Origin of the sequence: Pseudomonas sp. BF-R-24 (genome assembly GCF_019947335.1) — a bacterium.
Lineage (GTDB): Bacteria > Pseudomonadota > Gammaproteobacteria > Pseudomonadales > Pseudomonadaceae > Aquipseudomonas > Aquipseudomonas jessenii.
Map to the genome: position 1 here is coordinate 12,381 of NZ_JAGYGG010000004.1, position 18,008 is coordinate 30,388.

The 18,008-nt window shown below is 59.2% G+C and carries 20 protein-coding genes and 1 pseudogene; 16 read left to right on the top strand and 5 right to left on the bottom strand.

What is annotated here, in order from left to right:
- The first annotated feature begins 5 nt into the window (after nucleotides 1–5).
- The 6 genes and pseudogenes from dut to KGA98_RS04260 all read left to right on the top strand — a co-directional run bounded on the left by dut (nucleotide 6) and on the right by KGA98_RS04260 (nucleotide 4,440).
- Nucleotides 6–461, top strand: coding sequence for a dUTP diphosphatase (gene dut / locus KGA98_RS04235; RefSeq protein ID WP_007975171.1), 456 nt, complete (start codon nucleotides 6–8; stop codon nucleotides 459–461).
- A 267-nt stretch (nucleotides 462–728) separates the two neighbouring features.
- Nucleotides 729–2,105: pseudogene (locus KGA98_RS04240) on the top strand (phosphomannomutase/phosphoglucomutase); the annotation flags it as partial.
- A 17-nt stretch (nucleotides 2,106–2,122) separates the two neighbouring features.
- Nucleotides 2,123–3,028 (top strand): acetylglutamate kinase, encoded by a 906-nt coding sequence (gene argB / locus KGA98_RS04245; RefSeq protein WP_053163877.1) that lies wholly within the window; start codon nucleotides 2,123–2,125, stop codon nucleotides 3,026–3,028.
- Between the two features lie 190 nt (nucleotides 3,029–3,218).
- Nucleotides 3,219–3,479, top strand: coding sequence for a hypothetical protein (locus tag KGA98_RS04250; RefSeq protein ID WP_057712744.1), 261 nt, complete (start codon nucleotides 3,219–3,221; stop codon nucleotides 3,477–3,479).
- A gap of 18 nt (nucleotides 3,480–3,497) precedes the next feature.
- On the top strand, nucleotides 3,498–4,070 hold the full coding sequence (locus KGA98_RS04255; RefSeq protein WP_057712743.1) for a hypothetical protein: 573 nt from the start codon (nucleotides 3,498–3,500) through the stop codon (nucleotides 4,068–4,070).
- On the top strand, nucleotides 4,057–4,440 hold the full coding sequence (locus tag KGA98_RS04260; RefSeq protein WP_150812730.1) for a hypothetical protein: 384 nt from the start codon (nucleotides 4,057–4,059) through the stop codon (nucleotides 4,438–4,440). The genes KGA98_RS04255 and KGA98_RS04260 overlap by 14 nt, the downstream gene beginning before the upstream one ends.
- Before the next feature lie 133 nt (nucleotides 4,441–4,573).
- Here KGA98_RS04260 and pyrE read toward each other — a convergent pair whose 3' ends face one another.
- Entirely contained in the window at nucleotides 4,574–5,218 is a 645-nt protein-coding gene (gene pyrE, locus KGA98_RS04265) for an orotate phosphoribosyltransferase (protein WP_027616815.1), read from the bottom strand.
- An 81-nt stretch (nucleotides 5,219–5,299) separates the two neighbouring features.
- Between pyrE and KGA98_RS04270 the strand changes: the two genes are divergently transcribed.
- Entirely contained in the window at nucleotides 5,300–6,079 is a 780-nt protein-coding gene (locus tag KGA98_RS04270) for an exodeoxyribonuclease III (protein WP_003229491.1), read from the top strand.
- Between the two features lie 107 nt (nucleotides 6,080–6,186).
- On the opposite strand, the gene gltS is transcribed toward KGA98_RS04270, so the two are convergent.
- From gltS to rph, 3 genes are all read right to left on the bottom strand, one after another.
- Nucleotides 6,187–7,395: a sodium/glutamate symporter gene (gene gltS, locus KGA98_RS04275; protein ID WP_223501459.1), complete on the bottom strand. Its 1,209-nt coding sequence runs from the start codon at nucleotides 7,393–7,395 to the stop codon at nucleotides 6,187–6,189.
- A gap of 393 nt (nucleotides 7,396–7,788) precedes the next feature.
- A complete protein-coding gene (locus tag KGA98_RS04280) occupies nucleotides 7,789–8,157 on the bottom strand; it encodes a DUF4870 domain-containing protein (RefSeq protein WP_057712740.1) in 369 nt (122 codons plus the stop codon).
- A 28-nt stretch (nucleotides 8,158–8,185) separates the two neighbouring features.
- Nucleotides 8,186–8,908 (bottom strand): ribonuclease PH, encoded by a 723-nt coding sequence (gene rph / locus KGA98_RS04285; protein WP_057395880.1) that lies wholly within the window; start codon nucleotides 8,906–8,908, stop codon nucleotides 8,186–8,188.
- A 268-nt stretch (nucleotides 8,909–9,176) separates the two neighbouring features.
- On the opposite strand from rph, the gene KGA98_RS04290 reads away from it, so the two are divergent.
- The 6 genes from KGA98_RS04290 to KGA98_RS04315 all read left to right on the top strand — a co-directional run bounded on the left by KGA98_RS04290 (nucleotide 9,177) and on the right by KGA98_RS04315 (nucleotide 14,480).
- Nucleotides 9,177–10,040 (top strand): YicC/YloC family endoribonuclease, encoded by an 864-nt coding sequence (locus KGA98_RS04290; RefSeq protein WP_057712739.1) that lies wholly within the window; start codon nucleotides 9,177–9,179, stop codon nucleotides 10,038–10,040.
- Nucleotides 10,041–10,052: 12 nt separating this feature from the next.
- Complete coding sequence (gene gmk / locus KGA98_RS04295; protein ID WP_223501461.1) at nucleotides 10,053–10,673, top strand: guanylate kinase; 621 nt, start codon at nucleotides 10,053–10,055, stop codon at nucleotides 10,671–10,673.
- A 167-nt stretch (nucleotides 10,674–10,840) separates the two neighbouring features.
- A complete protein-coding gene (rpoZ, locus tag KGA98_RS04300) occupies nucleotides 10,841–11,104 on the top strand; it encodes a DNA-directed RNA polymerase subunit omega (protein WP_007921129.1) in 264 nt (87 codons plus the stop codon).
- Between the two features lie 57 nt (nucleotides 11,105–11,161).
- Nucleotides 11,162–13,267 (top strand): bifunctional GTP diphosphokinase/guanosine-3',5'-bis pyrophosphate 3'-pyrophosphohydrolase, encoded by a 2,106-nt coding sequence (spoT, locus tag KGA98_RS04305; RefSeq protein ID WP_008047084.1) that lies wholly within the window; start codon nucleotides 11,162–11,164, stop codon nucleotides 13,265–13,267.
- Nucleotides 13,268–13,291: 24 nt separating this feature from the next.
- Nucleotides 13,292–13,672 (top strand): RidA family protein, encoded by a 381-nt coding sequence (locus KGA98_RS04310; RefSeq protein WP_003229509.1) that lies wholly within the window; start codon nucleotides 13,292–13,294, stop codon nucleotides 13,670–13,672.
- A 67-nt stretch (nucleotides 13,673–13,739) separates the two neighbouring features.
- On the top strand, nucleotides 13,740–14,480 hold the full coding sequence (locus KGA98_RS04315; RefSeq protein ID WP_223501463.1) for a hypothetical protein: 741 nt from the start codon (nucleotides 13,740–13,742) through the stop codon (nucleotides 14,478–14,480).
- Nucleotides 14,481–14,621: 141 nt separating this feature from the next.
- On the opposite strand, the gene KGA98_RS04320 is transcribed toward KGA98_RS04315, so the two are convergent.
- Complete coding sequence (locus KGA98_RS04320; protein ID WP_150812725.1) at nucleotides 14,622–15,479, bottom strand: SDR family oxidoreductase; 858 nt, start codon at nucleotides 15,477–15,479, stop codon at nucleotides 14,622–14,624.
- A 188-nt stretch (nucleotides 15,480–15,667) separates the two neighbouring features.
- Between KGA98_RS04320 and exbB the strand changes: the two genes are divergently transcribed.
- Genes exbB through KGA98_RS04335 form a run of 3 tightly spaced genes read left to right on the top strand, consistent with a single transcriptional unit; the run spans nucleotide 15,668 to nucleotide 17,820 of the window.
- The gene (gene exbB / locus KGA98_RS04325) at nucleotides 15,668–16,639 is read left to right on the top strand and encodes a tonB-system energizer ExbB (RefSeq protein ID WP_090452168.1); all 972 of its coding nucleotides are present in this window, start codon (nucleotides 15,668–15,670) and stop codon (nucleotides 16,637–16,639) included.
- A 6-nt stretch (nucleotides 16,640–16,645) separates the two neighbouring features.
- Nucleotides 16,646–17,074: a TonB system transport protein ExbD gene (gene exbD / locus KGA98_RS04330; protein ID WP_007989589.1), complete on the top strand. Its 429-nt coding sequence runs from the start codon at nucleotides 16,646–16,648 to the stop codon at nucleotides 17,072–17,074.
- Nucleotides 17,071–17,820 (top strand): energy transducer TonB, encoded by a 750-nt coding sequence (locus KGA98_RS04335; protein ID WP_223501465.1) that lies wholly within the window; start codon nucleotides 17,071–17,073, stop codon nucleotides 17,818–17,820. The genes exbD and KGA98_RS04335 overlap by 4 nt, the downstream gene beginning before the upstream one ends.
- Nucleotides 17,821–18,008 lie beyond the last annotated feature (188 nt).

Genomic DNA, 18,008 nt, shown 5'->3' on the forward strand with positions numbered 1-18,008 from the left:
TTTACATGCACGCTTTGCAAGCCAAGATCCTCGACCCCCGCATCGGTACCGAATTCCCGCTGCCGCAATACGCCACACCGGGCTCCGCCGGCCTCGACCTACGCGCCATGCTGGAACAGGACACCGTGATCAAGCCGGGTGAAACCGTGCTGATCCCCACCGGCCTGTCGGTCTATATCGGCGACCCGAACCTGGCGGCGCTGATTCTGCCGCGCTCGGGGATGGGCCATAAGCACGGCATCGTGCTGGGCAACCTGGTGGGGCTGATCGACTCCGACTACCAAGGCCCATTGATGGTTTCCTGCTGGAACCGTGGCCAGACCGAGTTCACCATGCCGGTTGGCGAGCGCCTGGCGCAGCTGGTGCTGGTACCAGTAGTGCAGGCTCACTTCGAGATGGTTGAAGAGTTTGTTGAAACCGAGCGCGGCACCGGCGGCTTCGGCCATACCGGCACCCGCTGATCCGGTCTTGCTCTTCTTGTGGCGGGGGGATCTGGCTCCCTCGCCACAAAATTCAAATTGTCATCTGCAAGGTTTAGCTCCGAAAATCAAGGCATTGCCCGGTCAAACCCTTGTCGTCAGGGGCGTCATGGCCCTTTCACACCACGAACTCTCTGTGGAAAACGCCGTCATACCCTTCAGTTTGAACCTGCCGCCGAGTGAATCGGCGGCCTGTCCAGCCACTTTCGAGATGGAGCATTCCCACAGATGAACACCCCGGCCAACATCGCACCCAAGTTCCCTGACAGCATCTTCCGCGCCTACGACATCCGCGGCACCGTCCCGGAATTCCTGAACGCCGAAACCGCTTACTGGATCGGCCGCGCCGTCGGCTCTCAAAGCCTGGCCCAGGGCGAGCCAAACGTGTCCGTCGGCCGCGATGGCCGTTTGTCCGGCCCGGAGCTGGTCGCGCAACTGATCAAAGGCATCGCCGACAGCGGCTGCCACGTCAGTGATGTCGGCCTGGTCCCGACTCCGGCGCTTTACTACGCCGCCAACGTACTGGCCGGCAAATCCGGCGTGATGCTCACCGGCAGCCACAACCCGTCGAACTACAACGGTTTCAAGATCGTCATTGCCGGCGACACCCTGGCCAACGAACAGATCCAGGCCCTGCACGACCGCCTCAAGACCAATAACCTGAGCAGCGGCCAGGGCAGCATCACCCAGGTCGAGATTCTCGACCGCTACACCACCGAAATCGTCCAGGACATCAAGCTGGCCCGTCGCCTGAAAGTGGTCGTCGATTGCGGTAACGGCGCGGCCGGTGTGATCGCTCCGCAACTGATCGAAGCGCTGAACTGCGAAGTCATCCCGCTGTTCTGCGAAGTGGACGGCAACTTCCCGAACCACCACCCGGACCCGGGCAAGCCTGAAAACCTCGTGGACCTGATCGCCAAGGTCAAGGAAACCAACGCTGACATCGGCCTGGCCTTCGACGGCGATGGCGACCGCGTCGGCGTGGTGACCAACACCGGCAGCATCGTCTACCCAGACCGGTTGCTGATGCTGTTCGCCCGCGACGTTGTGGCGCGCAACCCGGGCGCCGAAATCATCTTCGACGTCAAATGCACCCGCCGCCTGATTCCGCTGATCAAGGAATACGGTGGCCGGTCGTTAATGTGGAAGACCGGTCACTCGTTGATCAAAAAGAAAATGAAACAATCCGGCGCCCTGCTGGCTGGCGAAATGAGCGGGCACATCTTCTTCAAGGAGCGCTGGTTCGGTTTCGACGACGGCATTTACAGCGCCGCGCGGTTGCTGGAGATCCTCAGCAAGGAAAAATCCTCGGCCGAAGAGTTGTTCGCGACCTTCCCGAACGATATTTCTACGCCGGAAATCAATATCCATGTGACCGAAGAGAGCAAATTCAGCATCATTGATGCATTGCACGATGCGCAGTGGGGCGAAGGCGCCGACCTGACCACCATTGACGGCGTGCGAGTCGACTATGCCAAAGGCTGGGGCCTGGTACGCGCATCCAACACCACACCGGTGCTGGTGCTGCGTTTCGAGGCCGATGACGAGGCTGAATTGCAGCGCATCAAGGACGTTTTCCACGCCCAGTTGAAGCGTGTTGCACCTGATCTCCAACTACCGTTCTGATTCACCCGGAGCCCTGAATGACCCTCGAACGCGAAGCCGCCGCCAACACCGCCAAGGTCCTGTCCGAAGCGCTGCCTTACATCCGCCGTTATGTCGGCAAGACACTGGTGATCAAATACGGCGGCAACGCGATGGAAAGCGAGGAGCTGAAAACCGGCTTCGCCCGCGACATCGTGCTGATGAAGGCCGTGGGCATCAACCCGGTGGTGGTTCACGGTGGCGGCCCGCAAATCGGTGACCTGCTCAAGCGCCTGTCGATCGAGAGCCATTTCGTCGACGGCATGCGCGTCACCGACGCCGCGACCATGGACGTGGTTGAAATGGTCCTCGGCGGCCAGGTCAACAAGGACATCGTCAACCTGATCAACCGTCATGGCGGCAGCGCCATCGGCCTGACCGGTAAAGACGCCGAGCTGATTCGCGCGAAGAAGCTCACCGTTACCCGTCAGACGCCGGAAATGACCACCCCGGAAATCATCGACATCGGCCACGTGGGCGAAGTAGTCGGCATCAATACCGACCTGCTGAACCTGTTGGTCAAGGGCGATTTCATCCCGGTGATCGCGCCCATCGGCGTCGGCGCCAACGGCGAGTCGTACAACATCAACGCTGACCTGGTGGCCGGTAAAGTCGCCGAGGCATTGAAAGCCGAGAAGTTGATGCTGCTGACCAACATCGCCGGCCTGATGGACAAATCGGGCACGGTCCTGACCGGCCTGACAACCCAGCAAGTCGACGACCTGATCGCCGACGGCACCATCTATGGCGGCATGCTGCCGAAGATCCGTTGCGCACTGGAAGCGGTCCAGGGCGGTGTGGGCAGCTCGCTGATCATCGACGGTCGCGTGCCGAACGCGATCCTGCTGGAGATCTTCACCGATACCGGCGTGGGCACCCTGATCAGCAATCGCAAGCGTCACTGATTCAAGAACGTCATAAAGATCGCAACCTTCAGCGGCACCTACGGAAGTATGAATTTTCCGTAGGTGCTGACGAAGTCTGCGATCTTTTTTATGCGTGCAGGAAATGCCTCACTTCAGATAACGAAACGTCCGACATCATTAAGGAATCAATCTGCATAGGATCTTCCCTGCATCCACAGGAGATCTACCCATGCAAAAAGACCATGTTCCATACGGCAGTGACATTTCAGCAGGCACCTACGCCTGCGTAGACTGCGGATTTGAGTATTCAGGCCCGTCGCAAACATCAATGCCACCCTGCCCTGATTTCAAAAAGACCCCTCACACGCGCAAAGCCTGGAAAGTATTGACCGGCCAGGGCGACGCCCCGAATGACCCGTATCCGGAAAAAACCGACAAATCCGTCGAGAACAAAAAGGCCGAGACAACCAGCCCTGCGAGCAAAAAATAGCCACGGAGGCACTGAGCCATGCAGATCTCGTTCACGATCGACGCCCAGGCTTTCGAGCAGGAGCAGAAGGAACCGGTCAAGAAAACCCTGAAGATTTCCGACACGGAAATTGCTCATGCCTTACAGCGTATAGCCAAGGCGAGCCTGACTGAATACTTGAAAATGCTGGTTGAGGGCGGCATGCCGAGCCGGGCCGATGAAGCAAAACAGGACCGTTTGCTGTATCTGATTCAAAGCTACTTCGGGCAGACCCTGCCAACCGAATCGCAGATATCGACGATTTTCCAGCTGACTCAGAGCCAAAGCAAAACCTTGCTGAAAAACACGGTTTCACGCTTCCGCAATCAATTGGACGAGATCCTGCAGCACAGCATGCGAGCCGTGATCGAGTCTGCGGAGCACGCGCAGACCGTGTATCTGGTGGTGATCAGCTCGGACGTCATCCGCGATGAACTGAACATGCTGATCACCCAGAACGAGCCGACTTTCAAACCCATCATCAAACGCAAAGGCAGTGCCGGGCAGTTCGAAATCAGCGAGGATTCCCACGCGCTGCTGTGCCGGACACTGGGCCTGAATGCCGTTCAGTGACATCGTCGCGGTCAGTGGTTTGCTGCTGACCCTGACCACCTTCATGTTCAACCTGGCATGGCCAAAATTGCATGAAGCGTTGGAACTGGATGAAAAACAACCAGGCCCACTGGCCAGAAAACGTAGCCGAGAGAAGGTTTCAGGCGTTCTGCTCGGCTGCGCCCTGCCCCTGACCTGCGCCTTCACAGCACTTTTTTACGTCAACCTGCCGGCCGCCGCTCGAATCATGCGTGGCAGCAGACTGGATCTGTGGGATTTCGATGTGGACCGCACGCTTTACGTTCTAGTCGTCGTGGCACTGCTGGTGTTCGCGCTATTCAATCTGGGATTGGCACTAAAACTGATAGGAAAATGGCGAAGACTGCACTGACAGCACAAACAAAAAGACCGTTGTAGGAGCGAGCCCGCTCGCGAAAAACGTCAACGATAACGCGGGGGTGCCTGACAACCCGCGTTGTTGGGACGTCCATCGCGAGCAGGCTCGCTCCTACAGGGTCGGCGTATCAAACGCCGAACTGGGCGCGGTAGGCTTCCACAGCTGGCAGATGTTGCTTGAGCTGCGGATCGTCCGCCAGGAATTCCAGCACCTGGTTCAGCGAAACGATGCTGATCACCGGGATGCCGAAGTCACGCTCGACTTCCTGGATCGCCGACAACTCGCCGTTGCCACGCTCCTGACGGTTCAGGGCGATCAGCACGCCAGCGGCCTTGGCGCCGTCCTGGGAGGCGATGATCTGCATCACTTCACGGATGGCGGTGCCGGCGGTGATCACGTCGTCGATGATCAGCACTTCACCGGTCAGCGGTGCGCCAACCAGGCTGCCGCCTTCGCCGTGGGCCTTGGCTTCCTTGCGGTTGAAGCACCATGGCAGGTCACGGTCGTGATGCTCGGCCAGGGCCACGGCGGTGGTCGCCGCCAAAGGGATGCCCTTGTAGGCCGGACCAAACAGCACGTCGAACGAAATGCCGCTCTCGGCAATGGCGGCGGCGTAGAAACGACCCAGCTGCGCCAAGGCCGAACCCGAGTTGAACAGGCCGGCATTGAAGAAGTAAGGACTGGTGCGCCCGGACTTCAGGGTGAACTCACCGAAGCGCAAAACGCCGCGATCGATGGCAAAACGGATGAAATCGCGCTGATACGCTTGCATGAAAAAACCCCAAATACCACGGATTTAGCTAATTAGCTTGACGCCGTGTATCATACACGCACGCGATTTTTGGGGCCATTTATGCGGATCATCAGTGTGAACGTCAATGGTATTCAGGCTGCAGTCGAGCGTGGTTTGCTCAGTTGGCTGCAAGCACAGAATGCCGACGTCATCTGCCTGCAGGACACCCGTGCCTCCGCCTTTGAACTGGATGACCCAGCCTTCCAACTGGATGGCTACTTCCTTTATGCCTGCGATGCTGAAGTCCCTGCCCAAGGTGGCGTGGCTTTGTATTCGCGGCTGCAACCGAAGGCTGTCATCAGCGGTCTCGGTTTCGAGACGGCCGACCGCTACGGGCGCTACCTGCAAGCAGATTTCGACAAAGTCAGTATTGCCACCTTGCTGCTTCCTTCGGGGATGAACGGCGATGAGGATTTGAACCAGAAGTTCAAGCTCATGGACGACTTCGGCAAGTACCTGGACAAGCAGCGGCGCAAACGCCGCGAGTACATTTATTGTGGCTCGCTGTACGTGGCGCAGCAGAAGCTCGACATCAAGAACTGGCGCGACAGCCAGCAATCTCCGGGCTTCCTGGCACCTGAACGTGCCTGGATGGACGAGATTGTCGGCAACATGGGTTATGTCGACGCCCTGCGGGAAGTCAGCCGGGAAGGCGACCAGTACAGCTGGTGGCCGGACAACGAACAGGCGGAGATGCTCAACCTCGGTTGGCGCTTCGACTATCAGTTGCTGACCCCTGGCCTGCGCCGCTTCGTACGCAGCGCACGCCTGCCACGCCAGCCGCGGTTCTCGCAACACGCGCCGCTGATCGTGGACTACGACTGGACGCTGACGATCTAAGTGATTTTTCACTGAGCAGTTTGACGGATGGTCGAAAAAATGCCCGTATCGCAAGATACGGGCATTTTTTTATGCGCTCTATCCAGAGGTTCCCATCGACCTGAACTTCAAGCCGCGGCGAAAAACGGTAGAGCGAGATACAACTTGATCACAATGACATTAATGATGTCGATGAAGAAAGCGCCCACCATGGGCACCACCAGGAACGCTATCTGCGAAGGCCCGTAGCGTTGCGTCACCGCTTGCATGTTAGCGATGGCAGTTGGCGTGGCCCCCAGTCCAAAACCGCAGTGTCCTGCCGCCAGTACAGCCGCATCGTAGTTACTACCCATGACCCTGAACGTCACGAAAATCGCAAACAGCGCCATGACCAGCGTTTGCGCCGCCAGGATGATGAAGATCGGCAAAGCCAATGCGGCCAGATCCCAGAGTTTGAGTGACATGAGAGCAATTGCCAGAAACAGCGACAAGCTGACATTCCCAAGCACGGAGACTTCACGCTCAAACACTTGATACAAGCCAAGCGCTGAAAGCCCGTTTCGCAAAAGTACACCCACGAACAAGACACAAACGAACGTCGGCAACTCGAATGCGCTTCCGTGGAGCATCTCGTTCAGAAGAGTACCTGCCAGCAGGCTGACGGCGATCAGCGCGAGCGTCTCGATAAACGAAAAGGGTGTGATCGAGCGCTCTTTGTTTGGCTGTTCAAAGCCTTTTGGCACCCGTGGTTTTTCTTGATCAACGCAGCCGGGTACTTGTACGCGCTTGATGAGGTGGCGAGCAACTGGCCCACCGATCAATCCGCCCAGCACCAATCCAAACGTCGCAGAGGCCATCGCAAGCTCGGAGGCAGATGCCAGACCGAACTTCTCACTGAACGTAGCCCCCCATGCAGCACCCGTACCGTGACCGCCGGCCAACGTAACCGAGCCTGTCAGCAGGCCCATCAAGGGATCGAGCCCCAAGAGACTCGCAAGACCGATACCCATGGCATTCTGGACCAGTAAAAGCCCGGTGACCGCCAGTATGAAAACACCCACCACCCGCCCGCCCTTCTTCAGGCTGGCGAAATCTGCACTCAAGCCAATGGTGGCGAAAAACGCCAACATCAAGGGTGTCTGCAACGAAGTGTCGAACCGGACCTCAACATCAAAGCCGCGCAAAACCAGGAGAACCAAGGCAACCACCAGGCCACCCGCTACAGGTTCGGGGATATTGTAGGCGCGTAAAAAACCGACACGCGTGACAAGTCCGCGCCCCAGCAAAAGTACTAAAGAGGCGGCTACTAATGTTCCATAAAAATCGAGCTGAAGCATTCTGGATATTCTTGCTTATATATTCAGGGGCGAACTTTTTACCTGGACACGCCTCTTGAACAGGTTGATAGATCTCAACACTGACCGGTATTAGATTCAGGAGCCGTCAATGGTCTGAATATATCGAAATATTTCTTGATAAATATTACTTGGGCCAACCTTATCAACCGCCAAGTCCAATTGCCAAGCCTACAAGCGGCACTGAGCTTTGCAGTTTGTGTCTAAACGTGTAAAAAACATTATGCGCACGAATTAACTTAGTTTGAATAGCGAGCGACAAAACACGCAATAATAGAGATTAATCTGATTGCAAAAAAACAAATACCCCGACATGTCGGGGCATTTGTTTTGAATTGCGCTGAAGTGTGCGTCAAACAACAGCAGTGTCTTGGCTTACTTGATCAACCGCCATGTGAACGGATACCGATAAGGCTGCCCTTCATTGGCCTTCACCCCGGCAATGATCGTTAGCACCAGCGCACCGATCGCGATCAGGCCAAACAGGAAGAACCCGATAATCACCAGCATCAGCAAGAAGCAGATAGCCGAGGCAATCGCCACCGTTATCTGAAAGTTCAGCGCTTCCTTGCCCTGGGCATCGATGAACGGGTCCATCTCGCGCTTGATCTGCCAGAGAATCAGCGGGCCGATGATCGTACCGAACGGAATCCAGATCCCCAGCAAGGCGGACAAGTGGCAAAACATGGCCCACTGACGCGCCTCTTGGCTCGGCGTGGGCAGCGGCAGTTGCTCGTCACTCATGGTGTCCTCCTTGTCTGGAGCAGCCCGGTCAGTCGGCCAGGGCGGCCTTTTGCAGTTCGAAGATCTCGTTCATGCCTTTCTTGGCCAGTTCGAGCATGGCGTTCAGCTCTTCAGGCTGGAACGGCGCGCCTTCGGCAGTGCCCTGGACTTCGATGAAGCCGCCAGCGCTGGTCATTACCACGTTCAGGTCAGTCTCGGCGGCCGAGTCTTCCAGGTAATCGAGGTCGAGCACCGGCTCACCCTTGTACATGCCCACGGAAACCGCAGCGATCATCTGCTTGACCGGGTCGCCGCCTTTCAGGCCGCCACGCTTCTTGATCACTTTCAAGGCATCGATCAGCGCAACCATGGAACCGGTAATCGAAGCCGTGCGGGTGCCGCCATCGGCCTGGATCACATCGCAGTCGACGTACAGGGTGATATCGCCCAGTTTGGACATGTCCAGCGCAGCGCGCAGGGAGCGACCGATCAGACGCTGGATTTCCAGGGTGCGACCGCCTTGCTTGCCACGGCTGGCTTCACGCTGGTTACGCTCGCCGGTAGCACGCGGCAGCATGCCGTACTCGGCAGTCAACCAACCCTGGCCCTGGCCTTTCAGGAAACGCGGTACGCCCGGTTCAACGCTGACGGTGCAGATGACCTTGGTATCACCGAATTCGACCAGCACAGAACCCTCGGCGTGCTTGGTGTAGTTGCGGGTGATGCGGATCGAGCGGAGCTGATCGGCAGCGCGACCACTTGGACGTATCATAGGGAGTACCTGTACTGGGGACGGAAAACTGCGGAGCATTATAGAGCCGACGGCCGCCACTGGGCACTTCTAAAAAAATCCGCCGACGACCGAGGGCTCTGTACCGCGCGCCGGTGCAGGCCTGCCGCTCTTTGTCACACTGTGTGTTTGGGCGCATCCGCGCCACTGCGCTACAATCCTGCGCCTTTGCTGCCAGTCGGCTTTAATTCATTGATATCGGATTCCCGGAACCTCGGTTCTGTGCCGATCTGCCTTGCGAGGTACCTCCATGGTGCACAGCATGACCGCCTTCGCCCGCGTCGAGAAAGCCGGCGTCCAGGGCACCCTGAGCTGGGAACTGCGCTCGGTCAACAGCCGCTACCTGGAACCCCACCTGCGCCTGCCGGAGTCCTTTCGCGACCTCGAGGGCGCTGTTCGTGAAGCCCTGCGCCAGGGTGTGTCGCGGGGCAAGCTTGAATGCACCCTGCGCTTCACCGAAGAAAATACCGGCAAGGCGCTGCAAATCGATCAGGAGCGCGCCGCGCAACTGGTCGCCGCCGCCGAGACCATCGCCAGCCTGATCAAGAACCCGGCAGCGCTGAACCCGCTGGAAGTCCTTGCCTGGCCCGGCGTACTGGTAGGCGACGCCACCGACCCGCAAGCCTTGAACGCCGAAGCGCTGGCACTGTTCAATCAGGGCCTCAAGGAGCTGAAGGCCGGCCGCGAGCGCGAAGGCGCGGAGCTGGCGCGACTGATCAACGAGCGCCTGAGCGCCATCGAAGAAGACGTGGTGACCTTGCGCGAACTAGTCCCGCAAATGCTCGCCACCCAGCGCCAGAAAGTCCTCGACCGTTTCGCCGACATGAAGGCCGAGATGGATCCGCAGCGCCTGGAGCAGGAAATGGTCATGCTCGCGCAAAAAAGTGACGTCGCCGAAGAACTGGATCGCCTGAGCACTCATATCATCGAAGTTCGCCGGGTGCTCAAATCCGGCGGTGCCGCCGGTCGGCGCCTGGACTTCCTGATGCAGGAACTCAACCGCGAAGCCAATACACTGGGCTCCAAAGCCTTCGACCCGCGCAGCACCCAGGCTGCGGTCAACCTCAAGGTGTTGATCGAGCAGATGCGCGAACAAGTGCAGAATATTGAGTAAGGCTACCCCGACATGACACACAGCACCGGCACCCTGTACATCATTTCCGCTCCTTCGGGCGCGGGCAAGAGCAGTCTGGTCAAGGCTCTGACCGACGCAAATCCGGAGATCCGCGTCTCGGTCTCCCACACCACCCGCGCCATGCGCCCCGGTGAAGTGAATGGCGTGAACTATCACTTCGTCGACCGCAGCGAGTTCGTGAAGATGATCGAGCACGGGGACTTCCTCGAGCGCGCCGAAGTGTTCGGCAACCTCTACGGCACCTCGCAAAGCCACCTGCAGCAAACCCTGGACGAAGGCCACGACCTGATTCTGGAAATCGACTGGCAAGGTGCCGAGCAAGTGCGCAAGCTGATGCCTCAGGCCCGTTCGATCTTCATTCTGCCGCCGTCATTGCAGGCCCTGCACCAGCGCCTGACCAATCGCGGCCAGGACAGTGACGAAGTCATTGACGGCCGGATGCGCGAAGCCGTCAGCGAAATGAGCCACTACGTCGAATACGACTACCTGATCATCAACGACGATTTCGCCCACGCGCTGCACGATCTGAAGGCGATTTTCCGCGCCAATCAGCTGATTCAAAAGCGTCAGCAACAGCGTCACGGCAAATTGCTGGCTGAATTGCTCGGTTAATCAGCTCTTCCCAAAACCGCTGCAAGGGCTTTACATTGGTACTTGCAGCGCGTTGAAGGGCTTGGTCAAAAAATCAGCGCTTCCCTAAACGCTGGTGATTTTTTAAACTGTCGAGTCCGCTCGCCCATCCGGGCAGCGCGCATATTGCATTTGCTACGAGGAAGACCATGGCCCGCGTAACCGTTGAAGACTGCCTAGAACACGTGGATAACCGCTTTGAGCTGGTCATGCTCTCTACCAAGCGTGCCCGTCAACTGGCCACCGGCGGCAAAGAGCCGAAAGTAGCATGGGAAAACGACAAGCCTACCGTCGTTGCCCTGCGCGAAATCGCTGAAGGCCTGATCGACTACGCAGCTATCGCCGAAGCCGAAATCGTTGAAGATGAACCGCTTTTTGCTGCATTCGAGGACGAGTCCAACGAGGCCGTCTAAGCCTATGCCTGGTCGACGTAGCACGGCGCGGGATAAAAGCTTACGGCAGGAGACATCATGCCGAGCATAGACGCCCTCGCCGATCGCTTATCGACCTACCTCGGCAAGGACCAGGTCAACCTGGTCCGCCGAGCGTATTTCTACGCCGAACAAGCCCACGACGGCCAACGCCGCCGTAGCGGCGAGGCGTACGTCACGCACCCACTCGCGGTTGCGAATATTCTTGCCGACATGCACATGGACCATCAGAGCCTGATGGCCGCGATGCTGCATGACGTGATCGAAGACACCGGTATTGCCAAGGAAGCGCTGCAAGCGCAGTTCGGCGAAACCGTGGCCGAACTCGTCGACGGGGTCAGCAAACTGACCCAGATGAATTTCGAGACCAAGGCCGAGGCACAAGCCGAAAACTTCCAGAAAATGGCCATGGCCATGGCCCGCGACATTCGCGTGATCCTGGTCAAGCTGGCCGACCGCCTGCACAACATGCGCACGCTGGAAGTGCTGTCCGGCGAAAAACGCCGGCGCATCGCCAAGGAAACCCTGGAAATCTATGCGCCCATCGCCAACCGGCTGGGCATGCACGCCATCCGCATAGAGTTCGAAGATCTCGGTTTCAAGGCCATGCACCCGATGCGTTCCGCGCGGATCTACCAGGCCGTCAAACGCGCCCGGGGCAACCGCAAGGAAATCGTCAACAAGATCGAAGAGTCCCTGAGCCACTGTCTGGCCATCGATGGCATCCAGGGCGAGGTCAGCGGTCGCCAGAAACACCTCTACGGCATCTACAAGAAAATGCGCGGCAAGCGTCGGGCCTTCAACGAGATCATGGACGTCTACGCGTTCCGGATCATCGTCGACAAGGTCGATACCTGCTACCGAGTGCTGGGTGCTGTACATAACTTATATAAACCGCTGCCGGGACGCTTCAAGGATTACATCGCGATCCCCAAGGCCAACGGCTATCAGTCACTGCACACCACGCTGTTCGGCATGCACGGTGTTCCGATCGAGATCCAGATCCGAACCCGTGAAATGGAAGAGATGGCCAACAACGGCATCGCCGCCCATTGGCTGTACAAATCCAGCGGCGACGAGCAGCCAAAAGGCACCCATGCCCGCGCCCGCCAGTGGGTCAAGGGCGTGCTGGAAATGCAGCAACGCGCCGGCAACTCGCTGGAATTCATCGAAAGCGTGAAGATCGACCTGTTTCCGGACGAGGTCTACGTGTTCACGCCCAAAGGCCGGATCATGGAGCTGCCCAAGGGCTCCACGGCGGTCGACTTCGCTTATGCGGTGCACACCGACGTCGGCAACAGCTGCATCGCCTGCCGGATCAACCGTCGACTCGCGCCGTTGTCCGAACCGCTACAAAGCGGCTCCACGGTCGAGATCGTCAGCGCTCCCGGCGCACGGCCGAACCCGGCCTGGCTCAACTTCGTGGTCACCGGCAAGGCGCGCACGCACATACGCCACGCACTGAAGCTGCAACGCCGCTCCGAATCCATCAGCCTCGGCGAGCGCCTGCTGAACAAGGTCCTCAACGGCTTCGACAGCTCGCTGGAGAAAATCCCGGCCGAGCGCGTCAAGGCCATGCTGGTCGAGTACCGCCTGGAACTGATCGAAGACCTGCTGGAAGATATCGGCCTGGGCAATCGCATGGCCTATGTAGTGGCCCGCCGGTTGCTGGGCGAAGGCGAACAGTTGCCAAGCCCTGAAGGCCCGCTGGCGATTCGCGGCACCGAAGGCCTGGTGCTCAGCTACGCCAAGTGTTGCACCCCGATCCCGGGCGACCCGATTGTCGGCCACCTGTCCGCCGGCAAGGGCATGGTCGTGCACCTGGACAACTGCCGCAATATCAGCGAAATCCGCCACAACCCGGAAAAATGCATCCAGCTCTCGTGGGCCAAGGATGTCACCGGCGAATTCAACGTCGAGCTGCGCGTCGAGCTGGAGCACCAGCGCGGCCTGATCGCCCTGCTGGCCAGCAGCGTCAACGCCGCCGACGGCAACATCGAGAAAATCAGCATGGACGAACGCGATGGTCGCATCAGCGTGGTCCAGTTGGTGGTCAGCGTGCACGACCGCGTGCACCTGGCCCGCGTGATCAAGAAACTGCGCGCCTTGACCGGGGTGATTCGCATCACCCGCATGCGCGCCTAAGCCCCTAATTACAAGGAGTCCTACATGACCAAGACTGTTATCACCAGCGACAAGGCCCCGGCCGCCATCGGTACTTACTCCCAGGCGATCAAGGCTGGCAACACCGTTTACATGTCGGGTCAGATTCCCCTGGACCCAAAAACCATGGAACTGGTTGAAGGCTTCGAAGCCCAGACCGTCCAGGTATTCGAGAACCTCAAGGCCGTGGCTGAAGCTGCCGGCGGTTCGTTCAAGGACATCGTCAAGCTGAACATCTTCCTCACCGACCTGAGCCACTTCGCCAAGGTCAACGAGATCATGGGCAAGTACTTCGACCAGCCTTACCCTGCACGCGCCGCCATCGGCGTAGCGGCCCTGCCGAAGGGTTCGCAGGTCGAAATGGATGCCATCCTGGTCATCGAGTAATGCGTACGGCGCAGCCTCGGGCTGCGCCGACTGCTCTGCTGTAAAGAAAGCTTGAAAGGATTCCACCATGCGCAACGCGCTTGTTCTCTCGCTGCTTGCCCTGTTCCTGGGCGGATGTGCCAGCAACCCTGCCGACCGTGACATCAGCGGCACCTGGATCAACCAGGTGGCGATCGATGCTGCCGCCAAAGGCGTCCCCCTGCGTGAAGCGCTCCAGGCCTATGGCCCGAACCTGGAATGGGACATCAACACCAAGGCCGGTCAGGCCCGCTACACCAACGGTTTTGAAAATGTCGATGGCAAGCTGCTGGGTGAAGACTCCGGCGCCTGGAAAGTCGACTTTTATGGCAGCTCGGCCAGTGAGCTGAAGCGTGACGGCAAGCAACTGAGCCAGTCCGCCAGCGACAATGAGCCTGAGCAAGTCTTCGACCGCGTACAGATCCAGGTACCGGATGGCGCACCGATGGGTGCCACCTTCGAGCGTGCCCTGTATTCAGCCTACATGGGTGGCGGCTGGACAATCGTCAACGGCCCGGGCGAAGGCAACACGGTTCAATTCCAGGCCGACGGCCAGGTGACCGGCCTGCCGGGCAGCGACCGCTATGCGTTGTGCCTGGCCGGCGATTGCGCATCCATGAGCGGCGGCAATGACAACATGTGGCTGCAACTCAATGGCCAGGGCAACGCCTGGATCTTTGCGCGCAAGGGTAAAGAGCTGGAGATTTTCCAGACCGTGAACACGGCACAGGCGGACGAGATGCCTCAGTACACACCGGGTGATCGCAAGTGGTTGCTGGAGAAGCAATAACCCGGATCTAGCTGCAAAGAAGTTTTAATTTGGGAGCGGGCTTGCTCGCGAATGCTATCTATCATTCAACGTTGATGTTGACTGATACACCGCTTTCGCGAGCAAGCCCGCTCCCACATTTTGGTTTCTGGTGACTGAACGTCAGCAGCGCCCTTCAATGATCGCCGCATACCCCTCGCGAAAACTCGGATACTTCGGCGTCCAGCCCAACGCTTTGGCCCGCGCATTGCTGCAGCGCTTGCTGCCAGTGCGACGCACGCTGTCGTCATCGGCCCATTCGGTCACACCCAGATATTCGCGCAACCAGCCCACCACATCGGCCAGCGCTGCCGGCGCATCATCGACGCCGATGTAGACATCATCCAGCGCCACCCCACGCCGATCCGCCTCAAGCAGGCACGCGATCAACCCTGCGGCATCGTCGGCATGAATCCGATTGGCATACAACGGTGGCTCGACCGCCACGCGATAACCCCGGCGCACCTGGGTCAGCAGCCATTCACGGCCGGGACCGTAAATGCCGGTCAGGCGCACGATACTGGCCGGAATGCCGCTCTTGAGGGCAAGTTGCTCGGCTTCGAGCATCACACGTCCGGAGTAGCCCGCCGCCACGGCCGGTGAAGCCTCGTCGACCCATTCGCCATTCTGCTGACCGTAGACACTGCTGCTGGAAACGAACAACAGGCGATTGGGCATCTGCCCGTAGTCGTCCAGCCACTCCAGCACATGCTCCAGACCCTGAACATACGCAGCGCGGTAACCGGCTTCGTCGTGATCGGTGGCCGCCGCGCAATACACCAGGTAATCCACGGCGCCGATTGGCCAAGTGTCCGGGCAGTCTTTGTTGAACAGGTCACCGGCCACGCCGATGACGCCCTTGGGCAGGCGTGAAACGTCGCGTCGCAGACCATGGACCTCCCATCCCGCCGCCAGCAATTGTGTGGCCAGGCGGCTGCCGACATCACCGCAGCCGGCGATCAAAACAGTAGGCGCAGACATCAGAAAACTCCCATCGGAAAGCCACAGACTAGCGCCGGCAACAGACAGGCGGCTAGTAATGCAGGAAAAAAAGAGACGCTATTACTTCTGTTAACAAGAATTACTTGCAATAATGCCTCCCCACTTTTGTTCTCGGCCTTCGAGGCCTGGAAGAACATCACCCGTTTTTTCTCTCAGGTCCGGCCAGCATGACACGCAATCAACTCTCCGCTTCGCCAACCAAACGACCTCGCGCCTGGAGCGCGGTGGCCGCCCTGTTCTTCAGCCTGATGCTCGCGCCAGTCGCCGCTTTCGCCGATGCCCAGGCGCCAGCCACACCAGCCGCCACCGCGCCTGCGCCGGCCGATCACGCCGCCCCGGCCGTTGCTCCGGTCGCGACCGATCCTGCCCAGGCCGCACCGACAGAAGCGTTGGGTGAAGACGTCCCTGAAGTCCTCGAAGCCGACAACACCCTGGGCATGGCCCACGACCTGTCGCCGTGGGGCATGTACAAGAACGCCGACATCATCGTGAAAATCGTGATGATCGGCCTGGCCATCGCCTCGATCATCACCTGGACCATCTGGATCGCCAAGGGTCTTGAGCTGATGGGCGCCAAGCGTCGTCTGCGCGGTGAAATCGCCCAACTGAAAAAATCCGCCTCCCTCAAGGAAGCCAGCGCCACCGCGGCGAAGGAAGGCACCCTGGCCAACCTGCTGGTACATGACGCCCTTGAAGAGATGCGCCTGTCGGTCAACAGCCGTGAGAAAGAAGGCATCAAGGAACGCGTCAGCTTCCGTCTTGAGCGCCTGGTCGCGGCCTGCGGTCGCAACATGAGCAGCGGCACCGGCGTGCTGGCCACCATCGGTTCCACCGCGCCGTTCGTCGGCCTGTTCGGTACCGTGTGGGGCATCATGAACAGCTTCATCGGCATCGCCAAGACCCAGACCACCAACCTCGCCGTCGTCGCCCCCGGTATCGCCGAAGCCTTGCTGGCTACCGCGCTGGGCCTGGTTGCAGCTATCCCTGCGGTCGTGATCTACAACGTCTTTGCCCGCTCCATCGCCGGTTACAAGGCTCAGGTGTCCGATGCGTCGGCACAGGTCCTGCTGCTGGTCAGCCGCGACCTCGACCACCAGCCTGAGCGCAGCTCGCAACCGCACATGGTGAAAGTGGGGTAATCGGCCATGGGCCTGCATTTGAAAGAAGGGGCAGACGACGATCTGTCCGAAAACCACGAAATCAACGTTACGCCGTTCATTGACGTGATGTTGGTGCTGTTGATCATTTTCATGGTGGCGGCCCCGCTGGCCACCGTGGACATCAAGGTCGACCTGCCCGCCTCGACCGCCAAGCCGGCTCCGCGGCCAGAGAAACCGGTGTTCCTCAGCGTCAAGGCAGACCAGCGCCTGTTCCTTGGTGAAGACGAAGTGAAGGCCGAAGCACTCGGCGCCACCCTCGACGCCAAGACCCAGGGTAAGAAAGACACGACAATCTTCTTCCAGGCCGACAAAGGCGTGGATTACGGCGACCTGATGAGCGTGATGGACAACCTGCGTTCCGCCGGTTACCTGAAGGTAGGTCTGGTCGGACTCGAGACGGCAGCCAAGAAATGATCACGACGCGCCATAAGCTGACGCGTTACAGCGGTAGCCTGGCCGTGGTGCTGGGTGTTCACGCGCTGGCCATTGCGCTGGCGCTGAACTGGTCCACCCGTCCGCCCATCGAATTGCCCCCTCAGGCAATGCTGGTCGAACTGGCACCGGTTCCTGCCCCGCCACCGCCTGCTCCGCCGAAGGTCGTCACCCCTCCGCAGCCACCGGCTCCGGTTGAAGAACTGCCGATACCCAAGCTCGCTGAAGCACCGAAAGCTGAAATTGCCGTGCCCAAGCCGGTCAAACCCAAGCCGAAGCCGCAACCGCCCAAGCCGGTAGAGAAAAAACCCGAACCGCCGAAGGAAAAACCGGCCGAGGAAAAGCCTGCCGAAACGCAACAGACTCAGGCACCAACGGAGAAATCCGCCCAGCCTGCGCCGGGCCCATCGCCTGCTCAATTGGCGGCCAAGGCCAGTTGGCAAGGCACGCTGTTGGCACACCTGCAGAAGTACAAAAAGTACCCTGCAAGTGCCCAGGCGCGGGGCAAGGAAGGCATGAACCGTCTGCGTTTCGTCGTGGATGCCGAAGGCAATGTGTTGTCGTTTGAGCTGGTAGGCGCCTCGGGCACTGCGGATCTGGACCGGGCCACTCTGGAAATGATCCGTCGCGCCCAACCGCTGCCCAAGCCACCGGCCGACATGCTGACAAATGGCTCCATCGAAATCGTTGCACCGTTTGTTTATTCGCTGGAAAAACGTCGACGGTAAATGTGGGAGCGGGCTTGCTCGCGAAGAGGCCGACACATTCAACATCCATGTTGATTGGCACACCGCTTTCGCGAGCAAGACCGCTCCCACATGATCACGCTTCAACGATAAAAGGCACCGAAAGGTGCCTTTCGCTTATCTGCCAGCGGCAAACCGGTATAACCCGGTGTCACGCGACAGTCTCAGTC

What these genes read in the sequence shown, in the direction of transcription:
- pyrE (WP_027616815.1), bottom strand. Translation starts at nt 5,218, where the DNA reads ATGCAAGCGTATCAGCGCGATTTCATCCGTTTTGCCATCGATCGCGGC.
- gltS (WP_223501459.1), bottom strand. Translation starts at nt 7,395, where the DNA reads ATGCTTCAGCTCGATTTTTATGGAACATTAGTAGCCGCCTCTTTAGTA.
- dut (WP_007975171.1), top strand. Translation starts at nt 6, where the DNA reads ATGCACGCTTTGCAAGCCAAGATCCTCGACCCCCGCATCGGTACCGAA.
- KGA98_RS04270 (WP_003229491.1), top strand. Translation starts at nt 5,300, where the DNA reads ATGCGGATCATCAGTGTGAACGTCAATGGTATTCAGGCTGCAGTCGAG.
- KGA98_RS04260 (WP_150812730.1), top strand. Translation starts at nt 4,057, where the DNA reads ATGCCGTTCAGTGACATCGTCGCGGTCAGTGGTTTGCTGCTGACCCTG.
- rph (WP_057395880.1), bottom strand. Translation starts at nt 8,908, where the DNA reads ATGATACGTCCAAGTGGTCGCGCTGCCGATCAGCTCCGCTCGATCCGC.
- exbB (WP_090452168.1), top strand. Translation starts at nt 15,668, where the DNA reads ATGACACGCAATCAACTCTCCGCTTCGCCAACCAAACGACCTCGCGCC.
- KGA98_RS04335 (WP_223501465.1), top strand. Translation starts at nt 17,071, where the DNA reads ATGATCACGACGCGCCATAAGCTGACGCGTTACAGCGGTAGCCTGGCC.
- argB (WP_053163877.1), top strand. Translation starts at nt 2,123, where the DNA reads ATGACCCTCGAACGCGAAGCCGCCGCCAACACCGCCAAGGTCCTGTCC.
- rpoZ (WP_007921129.1), top strand. Translation starts at nt 10,841, where the DNA reads ATGGCCCGCGTAACCGTTGAAGACTGCCTAGAACACGTGGATAACCGC.
- KGA98_RS04290 (WP_057712739.1), top strand. Translation starts at nt 9,177, where the DNA reads ATGGTGCACAGCATGACCGCCTTCGCCCGCGTCGAGAAAGCCGGCGTC.
- KGA98_RS04250 (WP_057712744.1), top strand. Translation starts at nt 3,219, where the DNA reads ATGCAAAAAGACCATGTTCCATACGGCAGTGACATTTCAGCAGGCACC.
- exbD (WP_007989589.1), top strand. Translation starts at nt 16,646, where the DNA reads ATGGGCCTGCATTTGAAAGAAGGGGCAGACGACGATCTGTCCGAAAAC.
- KGA98_RS04320 (WP_150812725.1), bottom strand. Translation starts at nt 15,479, where the DNA reads ATGTCTGCGCCTACTGTTTTGATCGCCGGCTGCGGTGATGTCGGCAGC.
- spoT (WP_008047084.1), top strand. Translation starts at nt 11,162, where the DNA reads ATGCCGAGCATAGACGCCCTCGCCGATCGCTTATCGACCTACCTCGGC.
- KGA98_RS04255 (WP_057712743.1), top strand. Translation starts at nt 3,498, where the DNA reads ATGCAGATCTCGTTCACGATCGACGCCCAGGCTTTCGAGCAGGAGCAG.
- KGA98_RS04280 (WP_057712740.1), bottom strand. Translation starts at nt 8,157, where the DNA reads ATGAGTGACGAGCAACTGCCGCTGCCCACGCCGAGCCAAGAGGCGCGT.
- KGA98_RS04315 (WP_223501463.1), top strand. Translation starts at nt 13,740, where the DNA reads ATGCGCAACGCGCTTGTTCTCTCGCTGCTTGCCCTGTTCCTGGGCGGA.
- KGA98_RS04310 (WP_003229509.1), top strand. Translation starts at nt 13,292, where the DNA reads ATGACCAAGACTGTTATCACCAGCGACAAGGCCCCGGCCGCCATCGGT.
- gmk (WP_223501461.1), top strand. Translation starts at nt 10,053, where the DNA reads ATGACACACAGCACCGGCACCCTGTACATCATTTCCGCTCCTTCGGGC.